This is a genomic window from Diaphorobacter sp. MNS-0 (assembly GCF_019602835.1).
Classification (GTDB): Bacteria; Pseudomonadota; Gammaproteobacteria; order Burkholderiales; family Burkholderiaceae_C; genus Diaphorobacter; species Diaphorobacter nitroreducens.
In genome coordinates, this window is record NZ_CP080761.1 from 2,672,283 (window position 1) to 2,692,857 (window position 20,575).

General features: G+C 60.0%; 18 protein-coding genes and 7 pseudogenes. 11 read left to right on the forward strand and 14 right to left on the reverse strand.

What is annotated here, in order from left to right; genetic code table 11:
- Positions 1 to 199: 199 nt before the first annotated feature.
- Together K2L43_RS12715 and istA are read right to left on the reverse strand one after the other, a co-directional pair.
- On the reverse strand, positions 200 to 544 hold the full coding sequence (locus K2L43_RS12715) for a hypothetical protein (RefSeq protein ID WP_007179249.1): 345 nt from the start codon (positions 542 to 544) through the stop codon (positions 200 to 202).
- Positions 534 to 2,064 (reverse strand): annotated as a pseudogene (istA, locus tag K2L43_RS12720) (IS21 family transposase). The gene K2L43_RS12715 and the pseudogene istA overlap by 11 nt, the downstream one beginning before the upstream one ends.
- 183 nt (positions 2,065 to 2,247) lie before the next feature.
- Here istA and K2L43_RS12725 point away from each other — a divergent pair.
- On the forward strand, positions 2,248 to 2,454 hold the full coding sequence (locus K2L43_RS12725; protein WP_157896431.1) for a hypothetical protein: 207 nt from the start codon (positions 2,248 to 2,250) through the stop codon (positions 2,452 to 2,454).
- Here the strand turns inward: K2L43_RS12725 and K2L43_RS12730 are convergent.
- Positions 2,423 to 3,442, reverse strand: a complete 1,020-nt coding sequence (locus K2L43_RS12730) for a universal stress protein (protein ID WP_086911705.1) — start codon at positions 3,440 to 3,442, stop codon at positions 2,423 to 2,425. The two genes, K2L43_RS12725 and K2L43_RS12730, sit on opposite strands and share 32 nt — an antisense overlap.
- Before the next feature lie 140 nt (positions 3,443 to 3,582).
- Positions 3,583 to 3,927 carry an FAD-dependent monooxygenase gene (locus K2L43_RS19105; RefSeq protein ID WP_236748516.1) on the reverse strand — a complete coding sequence of 115 codons (345 nt, stop codon included), beginning with the start codon at positions 3,925 to 3,927 and terminating at the stop codon, positions 3,583 to 3,585.
- 78 nt (positions 3,928 to 4,005) lie between these two features.
- Here K2L43_RS19105 and K2L43_RS12740 point away from each other — a divergent pair.
- The 5 genes and pseudogenes from K2L43_RS12740 to K2L43_RS12760 all read left to right on the forward strand — a co-directional run.
- Positions 4,006 to 4,302, forward strand: a pseudogene (locus K2L43_RS12740) (IS110 family transposase); the annotation flags it as partial.
- A 16-nt stretch (positions 4,303 to 4,318) separates the two neighbouring features.
- Positions 4,319 to 5,125, forward strand: a pseudogene (locus tag K2L43_RS12745) (IS5 family transposase); the annotation flags it as partial.
- A 138-nt stretch (positions 5,126 to 5,263) separates the two neighbouring features.
- Positions 5,264 to 5,593 carry a hypothetical protein gene (locus K2L43_RS12750; RefSeq protein ID WP_157896430.1) on the forward strand — a complete coding sequence of 110 codons (330 nt, stop codon included), beginning with the start codon at positions 5,264 to 5,266 and terminating at the stop codon, positions 5,591 to 5,593.
- Positions 5,594 to 5,631: 38 nt separating this feature from the next.
- On the forward strand, positions 5,632 to 6,405 hold the full coding sequence (locus K2L43_RS12755; protein WP_086911703.1) for a hypothetical protein: 774 nt from the start codon (positions 5,632 to 5,634) through the stop codon (positions 6,403 to 6,405).
- Between the two features lie 260 nt (positions 6,406 to 6,665).
- Positions 6,666 to 7,031, forward strand: a pseudogene (locus tag K2L43_RS12760) (IS5/IS1182 family transposase); the annotation flags it as partial.
- A gap of 537 nt (positions 7,032 to 7,568) precedes the next feature.
- Here K2L43_RS12760 and K2L43_RS12765 read toward each other — a convergent pair.
- The 5 genes from K2L43_RS12765 to K2L43_RS12785 all read right to left on the reverse strand — a co-directional run bounded on the left by K2L43_RS12765 (position 7,569) and on the right by K2L43_RS12785 (position 11,769).
- Entirely contained in the window at positions 7,569 to 8,525 is a 957-nt protein-coding gene (locus K2L43_RS12765) for a Gfo/Idh/MocA family oxidoreductase (RefSeq protein ID WP_086911701.1), read from the reverse strand.
- A complete protein-coding gene (locus K2L43_RS12770) occupies positions 8,526 to 9,392 on the reverse strand; it encodes a class III extradiol dioxygenase subunit beta (protein WP_086911700.1) in 867 nt (288 codons plus the stop codon).
- Between the two features lies 1 nt (position 9,393).
- A complete protein-coding gene (gene ligA / locus K2L43_RS12775; protein ID WP_086911699.1) occupies positions 9,394 to 9,837 on the reverse strand; it encodes a protocatechuate 4,5-dioxygenase subunit alpha in 444 nt (147 codons plus the stop codon).
- A gap of 63 nt (positions 9,838 to 9,900) precedes the next feature.
- Positions 9,901 to 10,839, reverse strand: a complete 939-nt coding sequence (locus K2L43_RS12780) for an amidohydrolase family protein (RefSeq protein WP_086911698.1) — start codon at positions 10,837 to 10,839, stop codon at positions 9,901 to 9,903.
- Between the two features lie 3 nt (positions 10,840 to 10,842).
- Positions 10,843 to 11,769 carry an NAD(P)-dependent oxidoreductase gene (locus tag K2L43_RS12785; protein WP_086913976.1) on the reverse strand — a complete coding sequence of 309 codons (927 nt, stop codon included), beginning with the start codon at positions 11,767 to 11,769 and terminating at the stop codon, positions 10,843 to 10,845.
- A 178-nt stretch (positions 11,770 to 11,947) separates the two neighbouring features.
- Between K2L43_RS12785 and K2L43_RS12790 the strand changes: the two genes are divergently transcribed.
- On the forward strand, positions 11,948 to 12,919 hold the full coding sequence (locus K2L43_RS12790; RefSeq protein ID WP_210570768.1) for an IS481 family transposase: 972 nt from the start codon (positions 11,948 to 11,950) through the stop codon (positions 12,917 to 12,919).
- 260 nt (positions 12,920 to 13,179) lie between these two features.
- Here the strand turns inward: K2L43_RS12790 and K2L43_RS12795 are convergent, their stop codons facing one another.
- From K2L43_RS12795 to K2L43_RS12805, 3 genes and pseudogenes are all read right to left on the reverse strand, one after another.
- Positions 13,180 to 14,082: a tripartite tricarboxylate transporter substrate-binding protein gene (locus tag K2L43_RS12795; RefSeq protein WP_370632955.1), complete on the reverse strand. Its 903-nt coding sequence runs from the start codon at positions 14,080 to 14,082 to the stop codon at positions 13,180 to 13,182.
- Positions 14,083 to 14,186: 104 nt separating this feature from the next.
- Positions 14,187 to 14,348 carry a hypothetical protein gene (locus tag K2L43_RS12800; RefSeq protein WP_210570766.1) on the reverse strand — a complete coding sequence of 54 codons (162 nt, stop codon included), beginning with the start codon at positions 14,346 to 14,348 and terminating at the stop codon, positions 14,187 to 14,189.
- 261 nt (positions 14,349 to 14,609) lie between these two features.
- Positions 14,610 to 16,062: pseudogene (locus K2L43_RS12805) on the reverse strand (IS5 family transposase).
- A 320-nt stretch (positions 16,063 to 16,382) separates the two neighbouring features.
- Here K2L43_RS12805 and K2L43_RS12810 point away from each other — a divergent pair.
- The 4 genes and pseudogenes from K2L43_RS12810 to K2L43_RS12825 form a co-directional block, all read left to right on the forward strand.
- Positions 16,383 to 16,535: pseudogene (locus tag K2L43_RS12810) on the forward strand (helix-turn-helix domain-containing protein); the annotation flags it as partial.
- A gap of 99 nt (positions 16,536 to 16,634) precedes the next feature.
- The gene (locus tag K2L43_RS12815) at positions 16,635 to 16,973 is read left to right on the forward strand and encodes a transposase (RefSeq protein WP_015912731.1); all 339 of its coding nucleotides are present in this window, start codon (positions 16,635 to 16,637) and stop codon (positions 16,971 to 16,973) included.
- Positions 16,970 to 17,302 carry an IS66 family insertion sequence element accessory protein TnpB gene (tnpB, locus tag K2L43_RS12820; RefSeq protein ID WP_015912732.1) on the forward strand — a complete coding sequence of 111 codons (333 nt, stop codon included), beginning with the start codon at positions 16,970 to 16,972 and terminating at the stop codon, positions 17,300 to 17,302. Before K2L43_RS12815 ends, tnpB (K2L43_RS12820) begins: the two co-directional genes overlap by 4 nt.
- Positions 17,303 to 17,382: 80 nt before the next feature.
- Positions 17,383 to 18,936 carry an IS66 family transposase gene (locus K2L43_RS12825; protein WP_015913892.1) on the forward strand — a complete coding sequence of 518 codons (1,554 nt, stop codon included), beginning with the start codon at positions 17,383 to 17,385 and terminating at the stop codon, positions 18,934 to 18,936.
- Between the two features lie 38 nt (positions 18,937 to 18,974).
- On the opposite strand, the pseudogene K2L43_RS12830 reads toward K2L43_RS12825, so the two are convergent.
- Together K2L43_RS12830 and tnpB (K2L43_RS12835) are read right to left on the reverse strand one after the other, a co-directional pair.
- Positions 18,975 to 20,180 (reverse strand): annotated as a pseudogene (locus tag K2L43_RS12830) (IS66 family transposase); the annotation flags it as partial.
- A 68-nt stretch (positions 20,181 to 20,248) separates the two neighbouring features.
- Entirely contained in the window at positions 20,249 to 20,560 is a 312-nt protein-coding gene (gene tnpB / locus K2L43_RS12835) for an IS66 family insertion sequence element accessory protein TnpB (protein ID WP_011804029.1), read from the reverse strand.
- Positions 20,561 to 20,575: the final 15 nt, after the last annotated feature.

A 20,575-nucleotide genomic window follows, 5' to 3' on the forward strand; every position in this document is an offset into this window, starting at 1 on the left:
TTCTGGAGACCTTGAAGAAGTTCCCTGACCTCAGGGCCAGCCGCTTGTACGCCATGGTCAAAGTGCGCGGCTACCAAGGCGGACCTGACCACTTTCGCCACCTCATCGCCCACCATCGACCCCGCCCCATCCCTGAGGCGTATCTGCGACTGGTCACCCTCACCGGTGAACAAGGCCAAATTGACTTGGGTCACTTTGGTCACCTGCAAATCGGTAAAGCCAAACGCCCCCTGATGGCGTTCGTGGCCGTCTTGTCCTGGTCACGGCACATCTTCTTGCGCTTCTCGCTGGCCCCGCCGATGAGCGACCTTGCCCGGAAGACAAAACCCTGACGGTGGGACAGGCCTTTGAACAAGAGAAGCCATGCCTGCTGGCCTTGCCTGCGAATCCTTATCCGGTAGAAAAGCGTGTGGTCGTTGCGGTGGGCAAAACCCCCTATGCCCACATCATTTGGTTTGCCCTCGTGTGTTGTCAATTCATCCCACGCATGCGCCATGCCGTGCAGGCGCAGCTCTTTGAGTTCAGTGCTGACATCACAACGCATGGCTGATCTCCTGGGTCTGTACTACCTGTACATCAGCGCCCAGTTCTCTGAGACTGTCGTAGCGTTGGGTATTGGCCAGCGGTGGTGCCTTAAGCGCCAGGGTGGTTTCAACAGAATCTGGCACAGGCTTGGCATTGAGGCGGGCCAACACGTTGAGAACATGCTCGGCACTGAGTGCGCCAGATTCAACAACCAAGTCCACTGCCACCAACACGGCCTCCAATCCGGCTGTAGGCACAGCGGCCAATACCTGCGCCATGCTCCGGTCACCTCCGGCGTGTTTCATCAGCCCAAGGCGCAGTCGTTGCAGAGATTCAGGCATGTCGGCACGGCGCACCGTTTCTCAGCGCTCCCGGTTTACGCTGCACCAGCGCGATGTAGTGCTGCCAGTCGTAGCAGGTATGACCCCGGTCTGAGGCCCGCTCGTGGCTGGCCACCACCAAGTCACCAGCGACGACGTAGACTCGGCTGGGATAGAGCCGGGTGCTGACCCTGTGGTTGGCCCATTCACAGGGTACCGAGTAACGGTTGCGATCCACACTGACCAGGCAGGTGCTTGAGACCTTGGCAGACTTCTCCACATAGCCGTCAAAGGGGGTGGGCATGAGCATCATCGCCAGGCGTTCCTGTTCCAGCATTTCCAGCACGCTGAAATGGCCAAACTCAGGGTGGCGCAGTTCGCTCCAACAATCGCGACAGCGCTGGCCCAACCAGGCATTGAGTTCATCGAAAGAGCTCCACTTGCGCTTTTGGGCATCCAGCCAGATGCGCCTGCGGCTGTCTTGGACGTTCTTCTCGACCACGCCTTTCTCCCAACCACTGGCAACATTGCAGAAGTCGGCATCAAACAGGTAGTGCGCACACATGGCCGTGAAGCGGGCATTGACCACACGCTGCTTGCCCTTTTGGACTTTATCGACAGCCGTCTTCATGTTGTCGTAGATGCCCCGCCCAGGGATGCCTCCCAGCGCCGCAAACGAGCGGGTGTGGGCATCAAACAGCATTTCATGGCCCTGGCTGGGGTAGGCCACCAGCCAGAAGCCCCTGCTGGCGCACAGTTTCATGTGCGAGAGTTGGACCTTGTTGTAGTAGATGCCTCCCACCAGCAGACCCTCGGTGCTCCAGTCAAACTGGAACGCTTCACCCAACGCAAAGCTCAAAGGCACGAAGGCGCGGGGGGCTTTGCCAGCGTTGCCTCGCCACTCTCGCACAAAGTCGGTGACGCGGCTGTAACCGCCGCTGTAGCCCTGCTTTTTGATTTCGACAAACAATGCCCGGGCTGTGCGACGGTATTGCTTGGTGCGCAATGCATCAGCCTTGAGTGCCATCTCCAGCGCCGCGTGAAACGCCGTGAGCTTGCCTGGTGCCGCCTTGCGCCGGTACTCGGGCTCATCGCCCTCTTTTGCATCGCGCACCCATTTACGGATCGTGTTTCTCGATAGCCCCGTGCCTTTGGCTATCTCACGCAGCGACCTCTTGTCGCGCTTGTACATCCGTCTGACTTTTCCAAACATTTCCATGGTGATCACCTTGTTTGCTCCTGCCCAAAAAGTAGGCAGAGCGAGTAAAACACCTGGCTCAGTTTTGGGTCGGCACAACCTCTAAAAAGTGGCTCAGTTTTCGGTCGGCGGCAACACGCAAACGGGTCAAATCATGAAGCACGCCATTAGCAATTGCCTTCAGGTCTGCAATCGGGTCTGCCGATGGTGATTGACGATGACTGGAGCACCGAGCAGGTGGTGGCGGTGGCTGAGTTGCTGGAGGATTTGCTGCTTGCAGAACGTTTGGACTCGAATTCGCATAAAACGGGAATGCACATTATTGCGGCCGATGGCAATCGGGCGAATCTGGTTCTCGATCCAGTATCAGTTATTATTACTACGCTGGTAACAAATTCGCTATCCGCGTAAACAATCGACTGAACTCCGCAGAGGGTAAGTCACCAAAACTTGGATCGTTATTGCCTTCGAAAGCAACTGCGATCTCATCCCAATCAGACTCTTGGAAACGATCTTTCGCCAATGGCAATACTACAGTCTCCTCAAGCTGCATGTGCGCCCACACTGCATCTCCCAGTGTGCGGATTTGATCCTTCAGTACTTGATCAGACGCAGAGTCTCCTGACTTAACATCATTCGCCAAACGAACGACCTCGTTGACCAAGGAATGTTCACGGACATGCTGGGCTTCAAGCTCAAGCAACAATTTCTCGCTCTCAGGTGCACGTTGACGCAGACGGCGGTGAATAAAGAGCTCTTCCTTGGGATGGTGCTTCTGTAGCGGAAATGCCTGCAGGTAGGCCAACATGGCTTCAAGGCTGCGAATATCCAAACTGCCTTCGGGCTCATAGGCTTGTTGGACCAAATCTAGCATGCCCCGCACCACCACAGCAATTGAACGATGTTCATCCTGTATGACAGAAAGTGCTCGCTCACTTGCTTTGATCGGATCACTGGCAGCTACACGTGTAATCAGTAACGCCACTGGAGATTTCTTCAGCACGCGTTCTGTTTGTGAGCTGTGCAACCAACTCGCAAGCCCGCGTACACCGCGCGAAGCCATGACAATTAGATCGCAGCCGTGCAGTTTGACTGCTTCCAAAATGGCTTCTGCTGGATGGTCACATACCTTGTGCTCAGTTTCACACGAAACCCCTGCGACCAGTGCAATGATCTTGGCCTTTGACAATACCGCGTTGGTATCCCCGATCGCCGCATCAAGGAACTCGCTGGGTGCCATGGTTCTTAGCAATGCACCCTCACCAGTTGCAGAAAGATCTGGAGTTGCATGGAAAAATGTAATTTTTGCGCCGAGTTGAGATGCCAAACGCACAGCCGAGCTTACGTTTGCAGCGGACAGCATTGATTCATCTACGGGTACTAAGATATGTGAGTACATCGTGTTCCTTATCTATTCGTGTCGTTATCGTTTACATGCGTAAGAAATATGAGTTAGCTGAGATGTCAGTCCAATGCACCGAGCTTTAGTGAGCCAAGGTAGAAAATCGCCTGTAACTTGTTAATTTGTATCATCATTTATCATGATAATCTCGATATTTTGAATTTATAAAGTATCTTTTGCAGGACTTGTCTGATCTGAGAGCGTCGGACGATTTTGCCCAACGGGCACGTCATCCGAGTTCCCCCAAAGCCTTTAATGACCAGGATGTCAACGCCCTGGCGGGCCAGCAACGCAGCACAGGCCAGACCTGTGGGCCCGGCGCCAACGACGAATACATCTACGGCGATCGACTTCAACGGTGCTCTCCTGCGGGCGAATGAGCGCCCATTACAAGGCGAATATGTATAGGAACCTATGTAGTGTATGGCTAGAGCCAGAATGGCTACATAGTACAAACCCTGATCGGCGAGTTCCGACCGCACACCTAATCGCGCATTACATGGACATCTCTAGGAATGCAAGAGTCAGCGGTGTGAAAATTCAAGGGGTTGCAACCTTACATACGGACTATTTGTATTGATTTGGCAAAGAACGTCTTTGCGGTCCACGGCGTTGGACCCTCAGGGAAACCTGAATTTGTCCGCCCTGAAGTTCGCCGCAGCAAGCTGCTGGAGCTTGTGGCGTCCTTGCCGCCATGCCTGATCGGAATGGAAACGTGTTCTGGTGCCCATCACTGGGCGCGCGAGTTCGAGAAGCACGGGCACATAGTTCGCCTGATGGCCCCCAAATTCGTGGCGCCGTATCGGATGTCTGGCAAACGCGGAAAAAATGATGCCAACGATGCAACAGCCATCTGCGTGTCGCCGCAGCAATGCCGGACGCCCCAAGCTGCCCATTCGCCTGATGGCCAGCCTGCTGTACCTCAAGCACAGCTTCAACCTCAGCGACGAAGAACTCGTTGTGCGCTGGAGCGAGAACATCCTGTGGCAGTTCTTCAGCGGCATGGATTACTACGAGCATCGCCTGCCCTGCGACGCCACGCAGATTGGACGCTTTCGCCGCGACCTGGGCGAGGAGGGCTTGGAGCTGCTGCTCAAGGCCACCATCGACACGGCCGTTGCCATGGAGGCCGTCAAACCTCAAGACCTGGAGCGCGTGATTGTTGACACCACTGTGCAGGAGAAGGCCATCGCCCATCCGGTGGACAGCCGCTTGCTGGAGATCGCTCGCCATAAGGTGGTCAGTGCCGCCAAGCGCGCAGGCATCGGGCTCAAACAGACCTTTGCCAAGGAAGGCAAGGCCTTGCGCTGGAAGGCCGGCGGCTACGCCCACGCCAAGCAGTTCCGGCGTCTCAGACGCGTACTCAAACGCCAGCGCACGATTCTTGGCATCGTCATTCGCGAGGTGCAACGCAAAATGCAAGGCGAGGGCTTCGCACCTGAGCACCCCAAGGCCGCAAGTGACTTGTCGATGTGGCTTGCGCGAGCTGAACGCATCCGCACGCAACAGCGTCACAGCAAGAACAAGCTCTACGCGCTGCACGCGCCGGAGGTCGAGTGCATTGGCAAGGGCAAGGCACGCAAGCCCTACGAGTTCGGTGTCAAGAGTGCGGTGGTGGTCTCACACCAGCATGGCCTGATGCTGGGTGCACGCACCTTCCCCGGCAACCCCTACGACGGCGGGTGCGATTCAAACTGATGTGGCGTTATTCTCGGCCATCTATCCATCCAACCAAGGGGCGACGACATGACTGAGCCATTAATGAGTGACGCGGAGTTGGTAAGAAGATTAGGGGCGCATCCTGATCTGCGAAGCCGAATGGAGTCCCTGCTGCTGGCCGTCGAAGATGAGACGGGAGAGCTCAAGACTGCCGATGCGGCTGAAATGCGGGTAATCGAGGAAATGCGACGCACCGGCCAAGTTGCGCTTCAATCATGGGCGACACGCCAGGTAATGCAGACCTCGCAAGAGCTCAAGCAAACCGCTGGCGTATGGAGCGAGGGTAAAAAAAACTCTGCTGGCACACCACCTTTGGTGACATCTGCATTGACGAGCCTCAATACCGCAACGCCACCAAAAGAGTCCGCCCGTTTGCGCAAAGCGCCCAAGTCAGCAACCGCGGCTGCTCACGCCCGCTACAGCGCGTAGTCACCGACTTCGGTGCTGACCAACCCTTTGCCCAAGCCATGGACAAACTCGTTGAGCACTATGGCGTCGTGTTGAGTGAAAGCACCATTGCCCGCATCACCGAGGGCCATGCCAAAAAGATATTTGAGTCGGCCCCGCCACCCCAAGGCTGGCCCACACAACCGGGCACCAGCACCGCAGTCATTGTGCAGACAGACGGGGGCATGGTGCCCATCATGGAGCCTGATGTCAACAGTGCAGACAAGCGCAAAGGAAAGAAGCTTCAGTGGAGAGAGGCAAAAATATGCCTTGCACACCCGCAGGGGAGCAAGACACTGGCCTTCGCCGGCACGCTGCTGGGAGACGTTGACACAGCCGGGCAATGCCTCTTTGAGTGTGCTGTTCAGGCCGGCTTTGGTACCGGCACGCCAATTCATGGCGTAGGCGATGGAGCGCCATGGATAGCCGATCAGGTTGAAAAGAAATTTGGTGCACAGGGCCGCTACCTGGTTGATTTCTTTCATGCGTGTGACTACCTCAGTGCAGCCGGCAAGGCCATCATCAGCTCAGGGCAGGAACACAAAACGTGGATGGACAAGCAAAAAACGCGACTCAAAACAAACCAGGCAAACGACGTATTGCACGAGCTGCAAACGCATCTTGAATCGCCACAGGTTCAGGACAGCGAGGCCCCGGTAAGGCAGTGCCACCGCTACCTGTTCAACAGACCAGACCAACTCAATTACCAAGACGCAATCAAGCGCGATTTACCCATTGGTTCGGGGGAAATTGAAAGCGCCCACCGCTACATTGTTCCATGCCTATCCGGTTAACGCCCAAAAGCTCGGTGCGGCCACTACAGGTAGCGTCTGGCGCCGGGTCAAGCTACCACCTATAGTGTCCTTGGGTGCCAACCGGATAGGCATGCATTGTTCAACAGCGCATGAAACGCCCGGGCGCTTGGTGGCGTGCGCACAATGCCGAGCACATGCTGGCATTGCGGCTCAATCGCGCAAACCGTCAGTGGGACAGCTATTGGCAGCGAATTTCAAACAACCAGCATGATCAACTCACCACATCAGTTTGAATCGCACCCTACGACGGCCACATCCTGAGCGCAGTCCTGGAACAGGCAACGAACTTGATGCAAGACTTGCCTGTCAAGCTCAAGCACATCGTGGTCGATCTGGGCTTTCGCGGCGTGGACGCCGACAACCCGGACAAAGAGATCATTCACCGGGGCAAGTACAAGCGCCTGAGCACCAAGCAAAAGGGCTGGCTCAGACGGCGCCCGGCCATCGAGCCAGCCATAGGCCACTTGAAGTCTGATCACCGCATGGATCGCTGCTGGCTGCAAGGCGCGCTGGGCGACGCTTTGCACTCCATCAGTTGTGCTGCTGGCTACAACCTGCGCTGGTTGCTGCGCGCCATTGCCCGTCGGGGCATAGGGGCGGTTTTTTTGCGCCTGTTGCAGGCTGCGTTGTCACCGCCATGGACGAAGGGAACATTACAGCGCTCTCATGCTTGCGTTGGGACTTGGTGTTTGAGCAACGGCGCCGGGGCGGTCGAAAAACCGAATTTTGGCCAGACCGCATGGGCTGGATTTTGAAAAATGAATTTTGCAGGGCCGACTAACTATAGCGGGTAGTCTGCGTTTCCTCCCTCTTTGAATTGGAATTCTTGAATTGATCTTCAACGGGGAAAGCTGCTTAGGGCGAAGCCCGAAGCTGAAGGCTTCGAGAATAGCCGTTGAACACCTTTGTAACCAAATAATGAATGAGGTTAATGGGGTCAATGCAGAGTGTAAAAAACTTATTATCAGCGTTATCTCGATATTTATTAATCATCGAGCGTAGCGACAAAGAGCTTGCGAACTCATTATAGGAGGAGGCCTGGGCGCAAGCCCGGGCCGGGAGACATGAGCACCATCCGGATACCCTGCGCGCCCAGCGTCTGGACGTATATTTGACTTGACCGCAGTCCGACATGAGTTACCTCACCCACCCAACTGCTGCTCCAGCGCATGCAGCACCCGGTAACACGGCAACACGCTGGCGACGCTGGAGTCGGGCTGGCGACCCTCGCGGATGGCGGCAAAGAACTCACGGTCTTGCAACTCAATGCCATTCATGCTGACGGCCACCTGGGACACGTCGATCTTTTCTTCCTTGCCATTGAACAGGTCGTCGTAGCGGGCGATGTAGGTGGCGGTGTCGCCGATGTAGCGAAAGAAAGTGCCCAACGGGCCGTCGTTGTTGAAGCTCAGGCTCAGCGTGCAAATGGCGCCATTGGCACTTTTGAGCTGGAGGCTCATGTCCATGGCAATGCCCAACGTGGGGTGAATCGGCCCCTGGATCGCATTGGCCTTGACGATGGGGCTGCCGCACTGATAAGCAAACAAGTCCACCGTGTGGGCCGCGTGGTGCCACAGCAAATGGTCGGTCCAGCTGCGCGGCTGGCCCAGCGCGTTCATGTTGCTGCGCCGGAAAAAGTAGGTCTGCACGTCCATTTGCTGGATGTTGAAGCGGCCCGCCGTAACCTCCTTGTGCACGTACTGGTGGCTGGGGTTAAAGCGCCGGGTGTGGCCGCACATGGCGACCAGGCCCGATTGCGCCGCCAGCTGCGCCACCTCTTCGCCGTCGTTGAGCACGTCGCACAGCGGAATCTCCACCTGCACATGTTTGCCGGCGCGCAGACAGGCCAGTGTTTGCGCGGCGTGCATCTGCGTGGGGGTACACAAAATGACGGCGTCCACCGCTTTCAGCGCCAGGCTCTCGGCCAGCTCGGTGGTGACATGGCCAATGCCGTATTTGGCCGCGATCTCTCGGGTTTTTTCCAGCTCACGGCTGACCAGTGAGACCACTTCAACGCCTTCAATGTTCTTGATGCCGTCGAGGTGTTTGATGCCGAAGGCACCTGCGCCCGCCAGGGCGACTTTGATAGGTTTTGTCATTTAGGTATTCTCCATGATCAGGTGGCCCACGGCGGTGTTGCTCGCGGGCACATGGTAAAAGCGGTGCTTGACTGCGGGCGGCTTGCCGCCGGTCACGTCGGCCATGGCGCCGCGTGCGATGAGCCACATCACCAGCTCGATGCCCTCGCTGCCGGCTTCGCGCACGTAGTCGATGTGCGGCACTTGGGCACAAGCGGCGGGGTCGGCAATCATTTGATCGAGCCAGGCGTTGTCCCACTCACGATTGATCAGGCCGGCGCGCGGGCCCTGCAGCTGATGACTCATGCCGCCGGTGCCCCAGATGTGCACATTCAGGTCCTGGTCATAACTCTCCACCGCCTTGCGAATGGCCTGTCCCAGTTGAAAGCAGCGCTGGCCCGATGGCACCGGGTACTGCACCACGTTCACCGCAAACGGAATCACCGGACACGGCCATTGAAACGCATCCGCGGGTGGTTGGCCGCACATCAGGCTCAGCGGCACCGTCAGGCCATGGTCCACCGGCATCTTGTTGACAATGGTCAGGTCAAAGTCCTGCTGGATCACCGACTGGGCAATGTGCGCGGCCAGCTCAGGGTGACCGATGACGGGTGGCACCGGGCGCGGGCCCCAGCCTTCGTCGGCCACCGGAAATTGGGGCGCCGTGCCAATGGCAAAGGTGGGAATCATGTCGAGGCTGAACGCGGTGGCGTGGTCGTTGTAGACCAAAAAGATCACGTCCGGCTTATTGTCTTTCATCCATTGTTTGGAATACTCGTAGCCGGCAAAAACCGGCTGCCAATAAGGCTCCTTGTCCTTGCCGAGGTCGAGCGCCGCGCCAATGGCGGGCACATGCGAGGTGTAAACGGAAGCGGTGATACGCGCCATGTCAGGCCTGCACTTTCTGGCCAGCACGGCCCTGGGGTTGATGTTGGGGCTGGGCGTCGCCGTCTTCGCCGACAAAGCGATTACCTTCAATGCTGCGACCGCCGTGCAACATCATGTCGCGGTACTCGGCCTCGGTCATGCCGGTCATGGAACCGGCCATTTGCTGAAAGCTCAGGCCATCGGTGGCGCCAATACGGGCCAAAAAGTAGATATTGCCGCCCAGCGCCATGCAGCGGTTCAGGTCGCGCGCCATCACGGCCAGTTTCTGCTCTTCGGTCATCGGCCATTCGTCGAGGTAGGCCCGCTCGTCCTGCTTGAAACGCGCGCGATTCTCGGGCTTCATCAGTGAGACGCAAAACTGGTTCAGGTGGTAACCCTTGCGGCTTTGCTCGGCATCGAAGATGGTGGTACCTGGGACGTCGAGGTAAGGTTTGTCGAGTGCCATAAATTTCCTTCAGATCGAATCAAATAAAAACCTGGATTGCCACGCTACGCTCGCAATGACACATCAAGGCGGAGACAGTTCTGGCCAGTACAAGCGCATCGGGTTGTCCACCAGCAGCTTGTGCTGCAGCGCTGCGGTGGTGGCGATGTGTGGAATAAAGTCCACCAGCAGGCCGTCGTCGGGCATGTGGTCTTTCAGGTTGGGATGTGGCCAGTCGGTGCCCCAGAGCACGCGGTCCGGGAACTCTTCAACGATGGTTTTGGCAAATGGCACCACGTCGCGGTAGGCGTTTTGCTCGCCGTTCAGGGCCTTCGGACCGGTCAGGCTCAAGCGCTCCGGGCAGCTCACCTTGCTCCAGACGTTGGGGTGCTCGCGCATGAAGCGTCGGAACAATTCAAACTGCGGTCCGTTGACGGGCAGTGACACATCGGGGCGGCCCATGTGATCGACCACCACGGTGGTGGGCAAGGCGGTAAAAAAGTCCCACAGTTCGGGCAGGTCCACCGCTTCGAAATAGATCACCACATGCCAGCCCCAGGCTTTGATGCGCGCTGCAATTTCCAGCAACTCGTCCTTGGGCGTGAAGTCCACCAGGCGCTTGACGAAGTTGAAACGCACGCCACGCACACCGGCCTCGTGCATGGCCTGCAATTCGGCGTCACTCACGTTGCGCTTGACCGTGGCCACGCCGCGCGCCCTGCCGTTGGCGTGCAGCAGCGCGTCGACCAGGGCGCGGTTGTCGGCTCCGTGGCAGGTGGCTTGCACGATCACGTTTTTGTCAAACCCCAGGTGGTCGCGCAGCGCAAACAACTGGGCCTTGGAGGCGTCGCAGGGTGTGTACTTGCGCTCAGGCGCGTAGGGAAACTCGGCGCCCGGACCGAACACATGGCAATGCGCATCGACCGCGCCGGCGGGCAATTTGAACGTGGGTTTGGCAGGACCGGCGTACCAGTCCAGCCAGCCGGGGGTTTTGGTGAAATCACCGGGAGTGCTTTGGTTCATGGTTTATTTCTTTTGATTGACCTGCGCCAACATACGGTCCGCTTCCACGCGCCAGTCGGTGCTGCGGGCGAATTCAGGCGTGCCTTTGGTTCCGAACACACCGCTGTCGGCCAGATCGGCCACCCAGGCCTGGCGCTCGGCGGTTCCCGACGCCGACCAGGGCGTCAGACCGGCATCACGCACGGTCTCGGCAACTTCGCGCACTTCCTCGCTGCGGCGTCGGCCGTGCTCGATGACGCGTTGAAAGAAATAGGCCGCCTGTTTTTCCCAGCCGATGCCGGGGAAGGTCTCGTACAGGGACGCCACCACCGCGTCTTCCACGCCGTAGTGGCGGGCTGTGGTGAAGCTCTCGATCACCATGGCTTCCAATCCCTTGATCATGACGCTGCGGCACATCTTGGTGGCACTGGCCACGCCGAGTGTGTCGCTGGCCACCTTGCTGGCGAAGCCCAGCGTGTTGAGCAGCGTGCATAAGGCATTGGCGTGCGCTCCCCCCAGCAGCAGCGGCACCTTGATGCGGTACGGCGGGATGCTGGTCATGACGGCGCCTTCCACATAACGGCCACCAGCTGCGTCGATCAAGGCGGCAGCACGCTGCTTGGCGCCGGGAGACGCCGAGTTGAAGTCAAGGAAGAAGCTGCCTGGCTGAACCGAACCGGCGCAGGCCTCTGCCACCCGCACGGTCTGGCTGGCCGTGACCGCGCTGATGATCAGGTCAGCGCCCGCAGCCAGTTCACCGCTGGAGCCGAGAAAACCCACACCATGCTGTGCCGCGTGGGTCTGCAGGGGCCCGGCGGTGGACGCGTTGACCAACTTGAGGTCATAGGCACTGACGGCCATGCCCTGGGCGCGCAGGTCTTCGGCCAGGATGCGGCCCACCTCGCCATAACCGACCAGTCCGACGCGCCATTGTTTGGGGTTTGTTTTCATCGTTTTTTCTGTCAACATGAAGCATGGTTTCATTGCGAGCGCAGCGCGGCAATCCAGGACTCAGGCAACCATGGATTGAGGTTGCCCCTGAAAAGTGGAGTTCTTATCCTCTCTTCATGGCCAGAGCGGTCCTGCAAGAGTTGATAGAGTCCTTGCAATCTACCCAGGGAGTAAAGCCATGTTGATTGCCCTGCACAAGAACGCCCGCACCACGCCCGCGGTGCGTGCCGAGATCGCAGCCAGCAACGAGCCAGCCAACGTCCTGGCCCTGCGCTTCGGGATCACTGAGCAGACGGTTTACAAATGGAAGAAGCGCGATGTTTTTGCAGACCGCTCGCATACGGCCCATCACCTGCAGACCGTGCTCACGCCTGCGCAAGAGACCGTGGTGCTCCACCTCAGGCGTACCCTGCTGCTGCCCCTGGATGACCTGCTGGCGGTCACGCGCGAGTTCATTTGCCCCCATGTCTCACGCTCTGGCTTGGACCGCTGTCTGCGCCGCCATGGCGCGGGCAACCTCAACGCCCTCAAACCCCAGGAGCCTGCGGTAGCACACAAGGCCTTCAAGAGCTACGAGCCTGGCTATGTGCACATGGATGTGAAGTACCTGCCCCAGATGCAGGACGAGAGCAGCAGGCGCTATCTGTTCGTGGCCATTGATCGGGCTACGCGCTGGGTGTTTGTGCAGCTCAAGACCAACAAGACGGCCGCCAGTGCGCAAGCCTTCCTGAAGGCATTGCACAAGGCCTGTCCACTCAGGATCACCAAGCTGCTGACCGACAACGGCAAGGAGTTCACAGACCGCCTGTTTGCCAGCCGGGAACGCGAACCCAGCGGCAACCATGAGTTCGATCAACTGTGCCAGGAGCTGGGCATAGAGCACCGGCTGACCAAGCCCAGAACACCGAGAACCAACGGTATGGTGGAGCGGTTCAATGGGCGTATTGCAGACGTCCTGAAGACCCACAGGTTCAACAGCCGCGAGGACATGGAGCAAACCTTGTTGCGCTATGTGGCGCTGTACAACCACCAATTGCCGCAATCAGCGCTCAAGAGCAGTACGCCCATGCAGGCCATGAAACAGTGGTATCAGTCGCACCCGCATCTGTTTAACAAGCGACCATATGATCGTCCGGGATGCGACAGTTAGGACGACTCCACTCGGGAATCAGTAGCTTGCGCAGCAAGACCCATAAAAAAGCCCGGAAGGCGAGTTGTACGCTCCTCATTCCGGGCTCGAGTGCCGTTAAAGCAAGGGTTAGTCCAGCTTTTCAAGCTTGGCTTCAGCAATTACCTTGGCCTAATGCTGCTGGCACTTGATGTATGCCAGCAAGCCGTCCCGCGTGTTGATGAACGGAATACCGCTCTTTCGCATCTCGAGCTGCGCAAATAATTTGCGAATAGGTCTTGTCACGATTCCGCCGTAAATCCGAGTTTTTTGACCAACCGACCCCAGACGTCGTGCTGTTTTCGAAGGCTTTCGCTCATCTCGGCAGCGCTGGAACCCTTTGCGACAAGGCCGAAGCTGGCAAGTGATTCGGCTACATTCCTGCTTCCTAGGGACTGGATGATGCTCTTGTTTGCCTTCGCTATCAGGTCATCAGGTGTAGACGCCGGGGCGAAGAAGCCGTACCACTGCTCCTCGGCAGGATAGCCGTCACCAAATTTCTGTTCGGCGAAGGTGGGGGTTTCTGGTGTGAACGGTGTGCGTCGCACGCCTGATGTGGCTAGAAGCCGCAACTTACCCGATCGCTGAAAGCTCAAGAAATTTCCCGTTGGGGCGATCATGGCGCTGATCTGCCCTCCGACCAAATCGGCTACACCAGGCGCCGCCCCACGGTAAGCCACATGGGTAAGTGGGACTCCTGCTTCTCTGCTCAGCAATGATCCGAGCAAATGCGAGGAGGAGCCCGTGCTCGGAGAGCCGAAACTTGCCTGCTGTGGGTTGGCCTTCGCCCAGGCCATGTAGTCTCTCAGTGTCTTGACCTGATCCGGCACCATGGGTCCAACTGCCAGAGCATCTGTGGTCAATGCCACAACGGAGATTGGGAGGAAGTCTCTAAAAGGATCGTAGTCGAGCTTGTTGTATATGAACGGGTAAAGCGACAACACCCCGTCGGGTGTCAGCAGCAGAGTGTGGCCGTCGGGCGCGGCGGTCTTGACAGCCGTGCAGGCGATGCGCCCTCCAGCGCCTGACCGGTTGTCAACGACCACTGAATTTGCGTAACCCGCATTGACCATGCCTCCACCAACACGTCGGCTGACCGTGTCGACAACGCCACCCGCCGGGAACCCGTTGATCACCTTCAGCACACTTGTCCCTTGCGCCATTGCGCGGGATGTGGAACCAAGTGCGACGATAGCGCCGATTGAATGAATTATCGAACGTCGGTTGAGCATTCTGCTGAAGTCTCCTCTCATGATTGGGCGGTGAATCCAATTTGCTTCACCACGCCGCGCCAGCGCTGGAGGTCTGAGTTCAGGCGCGCAGCCAAGTCTGTGGTTGGATGGTGTCTGACGTAGGTGGCGTTGCCGGACGCAGGCAAGGCCTGATTGTCGATTATGAGCTGGGTCTCCATTCTTGGCTTCTCCTGAGTTTGGTCATATTGCGAGAAACACTGCCTACTCTAGGAGTACTACCGATGTCAGTAAAACGGAGAATTTGGATGCCAAGTATTGGTCATACCGATAGTAAGTTGGAGCCCCGAGCGTCATCAGGTAGTCGGCCCTGAAATATTCATTTCAAGCCTGGGAGAGCCTGCCAGCCCCCAAGGTCAGCCGGTTGGCCAGGGCTGTGCACAGGGTTGATCGGGCATCAGCAGCCCAAGAGCGCATGTCCATCACAGCGGCCAGCCAAGAACGCTCCTGTGTGCTGGCTTGCAGCAGGCACAAAAAAACCACCTGCAAGAAGGCCACCCCCTTCTTGACGATCATGCGCAGCAGCCACTTGATGTTGTAGCCGGCCGCGCACAGCACCGCGTGCAGGCGGTCGCCCTGTTCGCCCTTGAGGTGGCAGCGACCCATGCGGTGATCGGCCTTGAGGTGCCCGATGATGGGTTCAATAGCCTGGCGCCGCCTGAGCAGCTTTCTTTCCTGCTCACTGATCCGCTTGGCCTTGCCCCGGTGCACGATGTGCACATCCGGGTTGTCCGCATCCACCCCCCGGTAGCCCAGATCAACGAACGCTGTCGCTGGTTTTGCATCGCTGTCCTGCATCAGGATCGTGGCCTGCTCCAGTTGCTCTGTGAGGGTGTGACCATCGTACGGGTTGCCGTGGAAGGCCCGGGCGCCCACGATCAGGTTGCCTTTGAGCGTGCTGGCAATGCCCACCTTCACGCCGAACTCGTAGGGCTGCTTGGCCTTGCCTTTGCTGATGCAGTCCACCTCCGGGGCATGCCAGGCGTACAGCTTGGGCTGTCCATCCACCGCCTTGCGCTGGCCGCTCTGGGCCACGATGCGCGCGGCCTTGCTCAATGTCTGGGCGAGCGCTTGGCGCACGGCTTGCCCGATGGCGCTGGCCCCAGTGGCGATCTTCCTCTCGATCTCGCGCTGCAGCCGCCCGACGATGGTGCGCTGGCGCTTGATGGCGCGGCGCATGCGCTTGAACTGGCGCGCGTGGGCATAGCGCCCGGCCTTGCGGCCCAGCTCCTTGCCTTCCTTGGCAAAGGTCTGCTTCAAGTCGATGCCGGCACCCTTGGCTGCTTCGACCAGCTTGACCCTGGCTGTCTCCAGCAGGCGGCTGTCGGTGGGGTGCGCAATCGCCTTGTGCTGCACCGTGCTGTCCACGATCACGCGAGAGAGCTCCTGCGGCTTGATCAGCTTGAGTTCAACGGCCACGTTGATGGTCTGCGCCAGCAGCTCTTCCACGCCTTCTTCGCCCAGCAACTGACGGAACTTGACCAGGGTGGTGGCGTCGCAGGGCTGGCGGTCTTCGTAGTACGCGCAGCCCGAGAAGAACTGCCAGCGCGGGGTGTCGGCCCAGCGGGCCACCACGCCCTCATCGGATTCGTTGAACGCGTGCTTGAGGTACAGCAGCGAGACCATGATGCGCAGCGCCACGCGCGGGCGCCCGGCCTTGCTGGCCGCAGCCTGGCGCTGGGGCTTCTCGCCGAACAAATCCAGATCGGGCATGGCCTGCCCGGCGTGGGCCTTGCGCACCAGCAGGTGGGCCACCCGCGCCTCGATCTCCTGCCAGGGCATGCGCGAAGACAGCACCGCCAGCGGATGGCGCAGATCGATCATCTGGTCGATGCGCGAGCGGAAGAAATCGTCGGTGGCGGGGCAGGTGAACATCACGGCACGAAACTCCCAGAAATCAAGGCGGATGCGCTATCAGAACGGGAGAAATTATACGCCGGAATGAAGAAAATATCCAGCAAAATCAATGGCTTACGAATAAATCAGGGGCGACCAGGTAGGGATGTCCTGAACAACTCGAATTCGCGAGTGCTACAAGGCCGCAGTTTTCAGATGGCGTAGAGGACGCCATTTTTTCCCTGCAGATGGGCCTGCTTTTATGCGGCCCCGGGGCCCTTGTCGCCGCTTTGGCAACCATTTGGCTGGGCGGTCTCAAATCTGAAGTGCAACACCCTCACCGAGGGTAATGTATGCAGATGAGAAAGAGATACGAACACTTGCAGCCAGAAGATAGGGTGACGTTGGCATCGCTGCGCCAGCAGGGCTGGAGCATCAGGGCCATAGCCCGCCTTCAAGGCCGCAGCCCAAGCACCATCAGCCGTGAGTTGCGGCGCAACGCCTGCAATGGCAGTTACGCCAGCGCGCCGTAAGCGCACGGTCATCCCACCCTTGAGGGCGGCGGCGTAAGCGGCAACGATGGTGTCCACCAAACCAGATAGGTGGACACCATGACCGAAGCCCAGAACAAGACCCGTCGGCGCCACAGCGCCGAGCTCAAGCAGCAGATCCTGGCCGAGTGCGCCCAGCCCGGTGCATCGGTGGCCAGCGTGGCGCTCTCGCACGGCATCAACGCCAACGTCGTGCACAAATGGCGCCGACTGGCCCATGCCCCCAGCACAGATATGCAAGTTCCCACCTTCGTGCCGGTGACGCTGCCTGCGCCCAGCTGTGCGCCGGCCCCAGACATCCGCATCGAGTTGCGCCGTGGCGCTACCAGCATCTCGCTGACCTGGCCGGTCTGCGCGGCCGAGCACTGCGCGGCCTGGATGCGGGACCTGCTCAAGTGATCCGCATCGACGCCCTGTGGCTGGCTACCGAGCCGCTGGACATGCGTGCCGGCACAGACACCGCGCTGGCCCGTGTGGTGGCCGTCTTCGGTGCTGCGCGTCCGCATCACGCCTACCTGTTTGCCAACCGGAGAGCCAGCCGCATGAAGGTGTTGGTGCACGACGGCATTGGGGTGTGGCTGGCGGCGCGGCGCCTGAACAGCGGCAAGTTCGTCTGGCCGCGTGACGGTGCGTTGACCACCACGCTCAGCCGCTCGCAGTTCGACGCTCTGGTGCTCGGGTTGCCTTGGCAGCGCCTGGGCGATGGTGGCCTCATCACCGTGCTCTGAATCTGATCGCTGACATGCGGCCTGCCAATCGGTGCATGTGCCAATGGCGTGGCGTTACCGGCGCTGGCACAGTCATGCCCATGGTCGTAGAGCCGCAATCCCTGGATAGTCTGAGTCCCGAGCAATTGCGCTCGGCGCTGCTGTCCATGCTGCAAGCCGCTGCTGCCAAGGACCAGGAGCTTGCCTTCAAGCAGACCCTCATCGACAAGCTCACGCACGAGAACGCGCTCTTGAAGCGCATGAAGTTCGCCGCCCAATCAGAGCGCTTCAGCCCTGAGCAGAAGAGCCTGCTCGACGACGAGATCGAAGCGGACCTGGCGGCCGTGGCCAGCGAGATCGACGCGCTGGCGCAGACGCAAGCACCGGCCACCCCCGAGAAGAGACAGGCCAAGCGGATGCCCTTGCCGGCGCACCTGCCACGCCGCGAGATCCGCCACGAACCCACGTCCACCACGTGCGCGTGTGGCTGCCAGATGAAACGCGTGGGCGAGGACGTGGCCGAGAAGCTGGACTATGTGCCCGGCGTCTTCAGTGTCGAGCGCCACATCCGCGGCAAGTGGGCCTGCGCCCGGTGCGAGACCATTCAACAAGCGCCGGTCGAGGCGCACGTCATCGACAAAGGTATCCCCACCACCGGCCTGCTGGCCCAGGTGCTGGTGGGCAAGTACGCCGATCACCTGCCGCTGTACCGGCAGGAGGCGATCTTCGGCCGCGCTGGCCTGGCCATCCCTCGCTCGACCCTGGCGCAGTGGGTGGGCACCTGCGGGGTGCGGCTGCAGCCGCTGGTCGATGCCCTGAAGACCGAGATCCTCAGCCACCGGGTGCTACACGCCGATGAGACGCCGGTGGCCATGCTCAAGCCCGGCGATGGCAAGACGCACCGCGCCTACCTCTGGGCCTATGCGCCGGGGGCCTTCGAGAGCATCAAGGCTGTGGTCTACGACTTCTGCGAATCCCGCTCGGGCGAACACGCCCGGCGCTTCCTGGGCCACGGCACCGACAAGGCCTGGAAGGGCTGCCTGACCTGCGACGACTTCAGCGGCTACAAGGCCTTGATCGCCAGCGGCGTGACCGAGGTGGGCTGTCTGGCCCATGCCCGGCGCAAGTTCTTCGACCTGCACGCGGCCAACCAGAGCCAGATCGCCGAGTTCGCCCTGCAGCAGTTCGCCCGGGTCTATGAGATCGAGCGGGACGTCAAAGAGCTGGACACCGAGCAACGGCAAGCCGTTCGGCAGCAGCAGACCCGGCCGATCCTGGACGCTCTTAACGAGTGGATGACGCTGCAACGGCGCCAGGTGCCCGACGGATCAGCAACCGCCAAGGCGCTGGACTACAGCCTGCGGCGCTGGGATGCGCTGACCCGATTCGTGGATGACGGACAACTGCCGGTCGACAACAACTGGATCGAGAACCAGATCCGGCCCATTGCCATCGGTCGTAACAACTGGCTGTTTGCCGGCAGCCTGCGTGCGGGCCAGCGAGCGGCCGCCGTCATGAGCCTGATCCAGTCGGCCCGTATGAACGGGCACGACCCGTATGCCTACCTCAAGGACGTGCTCACGCGACTGCCCACGCACAAGGCCAGCCGCATCGTCGAGCTCCTGCCACACCGCTGGAAACCCGCCGACGCCTGATCACCGGCCTCGGTAGGCCTGGGTTTGCCGGACGCTTACGCTGAACCCTCGGGTACCTTACTGCGGTGCTCGCTCAGCCAGGCGTGCAATTTGTCCACGATCGGGCGGCTGTGCTGCTGGCGCATTCGCAGCCGCTCGGTGCCATCGACATTGCTCGCCTGCCTCTCCACCTCGTAGAGCTGCCCGATCTGCACCAGCGCCTGCTCGGCGATCTGGCTCTTGTTGGCTGCGTGCAGCTCAAAGAACTTGCGCCGGGCGTGCGCCCAGCAAGCCGCTTCGGTGATGTGCTCGCCCATGAGCTGCTTGTAGCCCGCAAAGTCATCGACCAGCAGCGTGCCGCGCCAGCCGTTGAGAAATTCACCGGCGTGCTTGCCCGCGCGGCTTTCGCAGAAGTCGTAGACCACGGCCTTGAGGTCTTCGTGCCGCCCCGGGGTGTAGGCCCACAGGTAGGCGCGGTGCGTCTTGCCATCGCGCTCGCTGCCGCGCTTGAGCATCTGCACCGGGGTCTCATCGGCGTGCACGATGCTGTGTGCGAGCACCTCCTGACGCAGCGCATCGACCAGCGGCTGCAGTTGCACGCCGCAGCTGCCCACCCACTGCGCCAGGGTCGAGCGTGCCAGCGGCACCCCAGCACGGGCATAGATGCTCTCCTGGCGGTACAGGGGCAGGTGGTCCGCGTACTTGGCCACCAGCACCTGGGCCAGCAAGCCGGTGGTGGCCAGGCCCTTGTCGATGATGTGCGCCTCGACCGGCTGCTGCTTGAGCGTCTGGCAGCACGCGCACACCCATTTGCCGCGCACATGGCGGTGCACCATGAACACGCCGGGCGTGTAGTCGAGCTTCTCGGCCACGTCCTCGCCCATGCGGCGCATGGCCTGGCCGCAGCACTCAGTCACCTCGGGCTCGTGTGTGAATTCCTGGCGCAGCAGTTGTGCCGGCAATGGCAGGCGCTTGGGTTGCTGGCGTGGGCTGCGCTCTTCAGCCGAGCGCAGCTGCTCGATCTCCTCATCCACCGCCTGCAGGTCTTCTTCGAGCGCGTCTTCCAGCAGACTGCGCTGATCGGCGTTCAATGCCTCGGTCTTGGCGGCGAACTTCAGCCGCTTGAGGATGGCCATCTCGTAGCTGAGCTTGTCCAGCAGCGTCTGCTTGTGTTTGAGCTCGCTCATGAGGTGCTGCAGCATCTGGCGCATTTGCGCCTCGTCCATGCTCTGCAGATCCACCGGTTCGTTCATGGCCGTCATCATCCCTGATGGGTGGGCAGCCGCCTACTGGCATATCCACGAATTGAACGCCGCCCCAGGGGCGACCAACATCACAGCACCGTGATCACAGCGTCTTCTCCCAGGCGCTGCCAGGGCAAGCCCGTGACCAGGGCTTGCAGTTGTTCGACGCTGAGTGTGAGCCGAGGACCCAGGCGCTCATCGCCCCAGGCAAACTTGCCCTGGTTCAGGCGCCTTGCGGCCAGCCAGACGCCAAAGCCATCGTGCACCAGTACCTTCAGGCGGTTGGCCCGTGCGTTGGCAAAGAGATAAGCGTGGTGCGGGCGGGCCGCGCCAAAGACTTGCACCACTCTGGCCAGGGCCGTCTCGGGGCCGGCGCGCATGTCCAGCGGTTGCGTGGACATCCAGACCGCATCGAC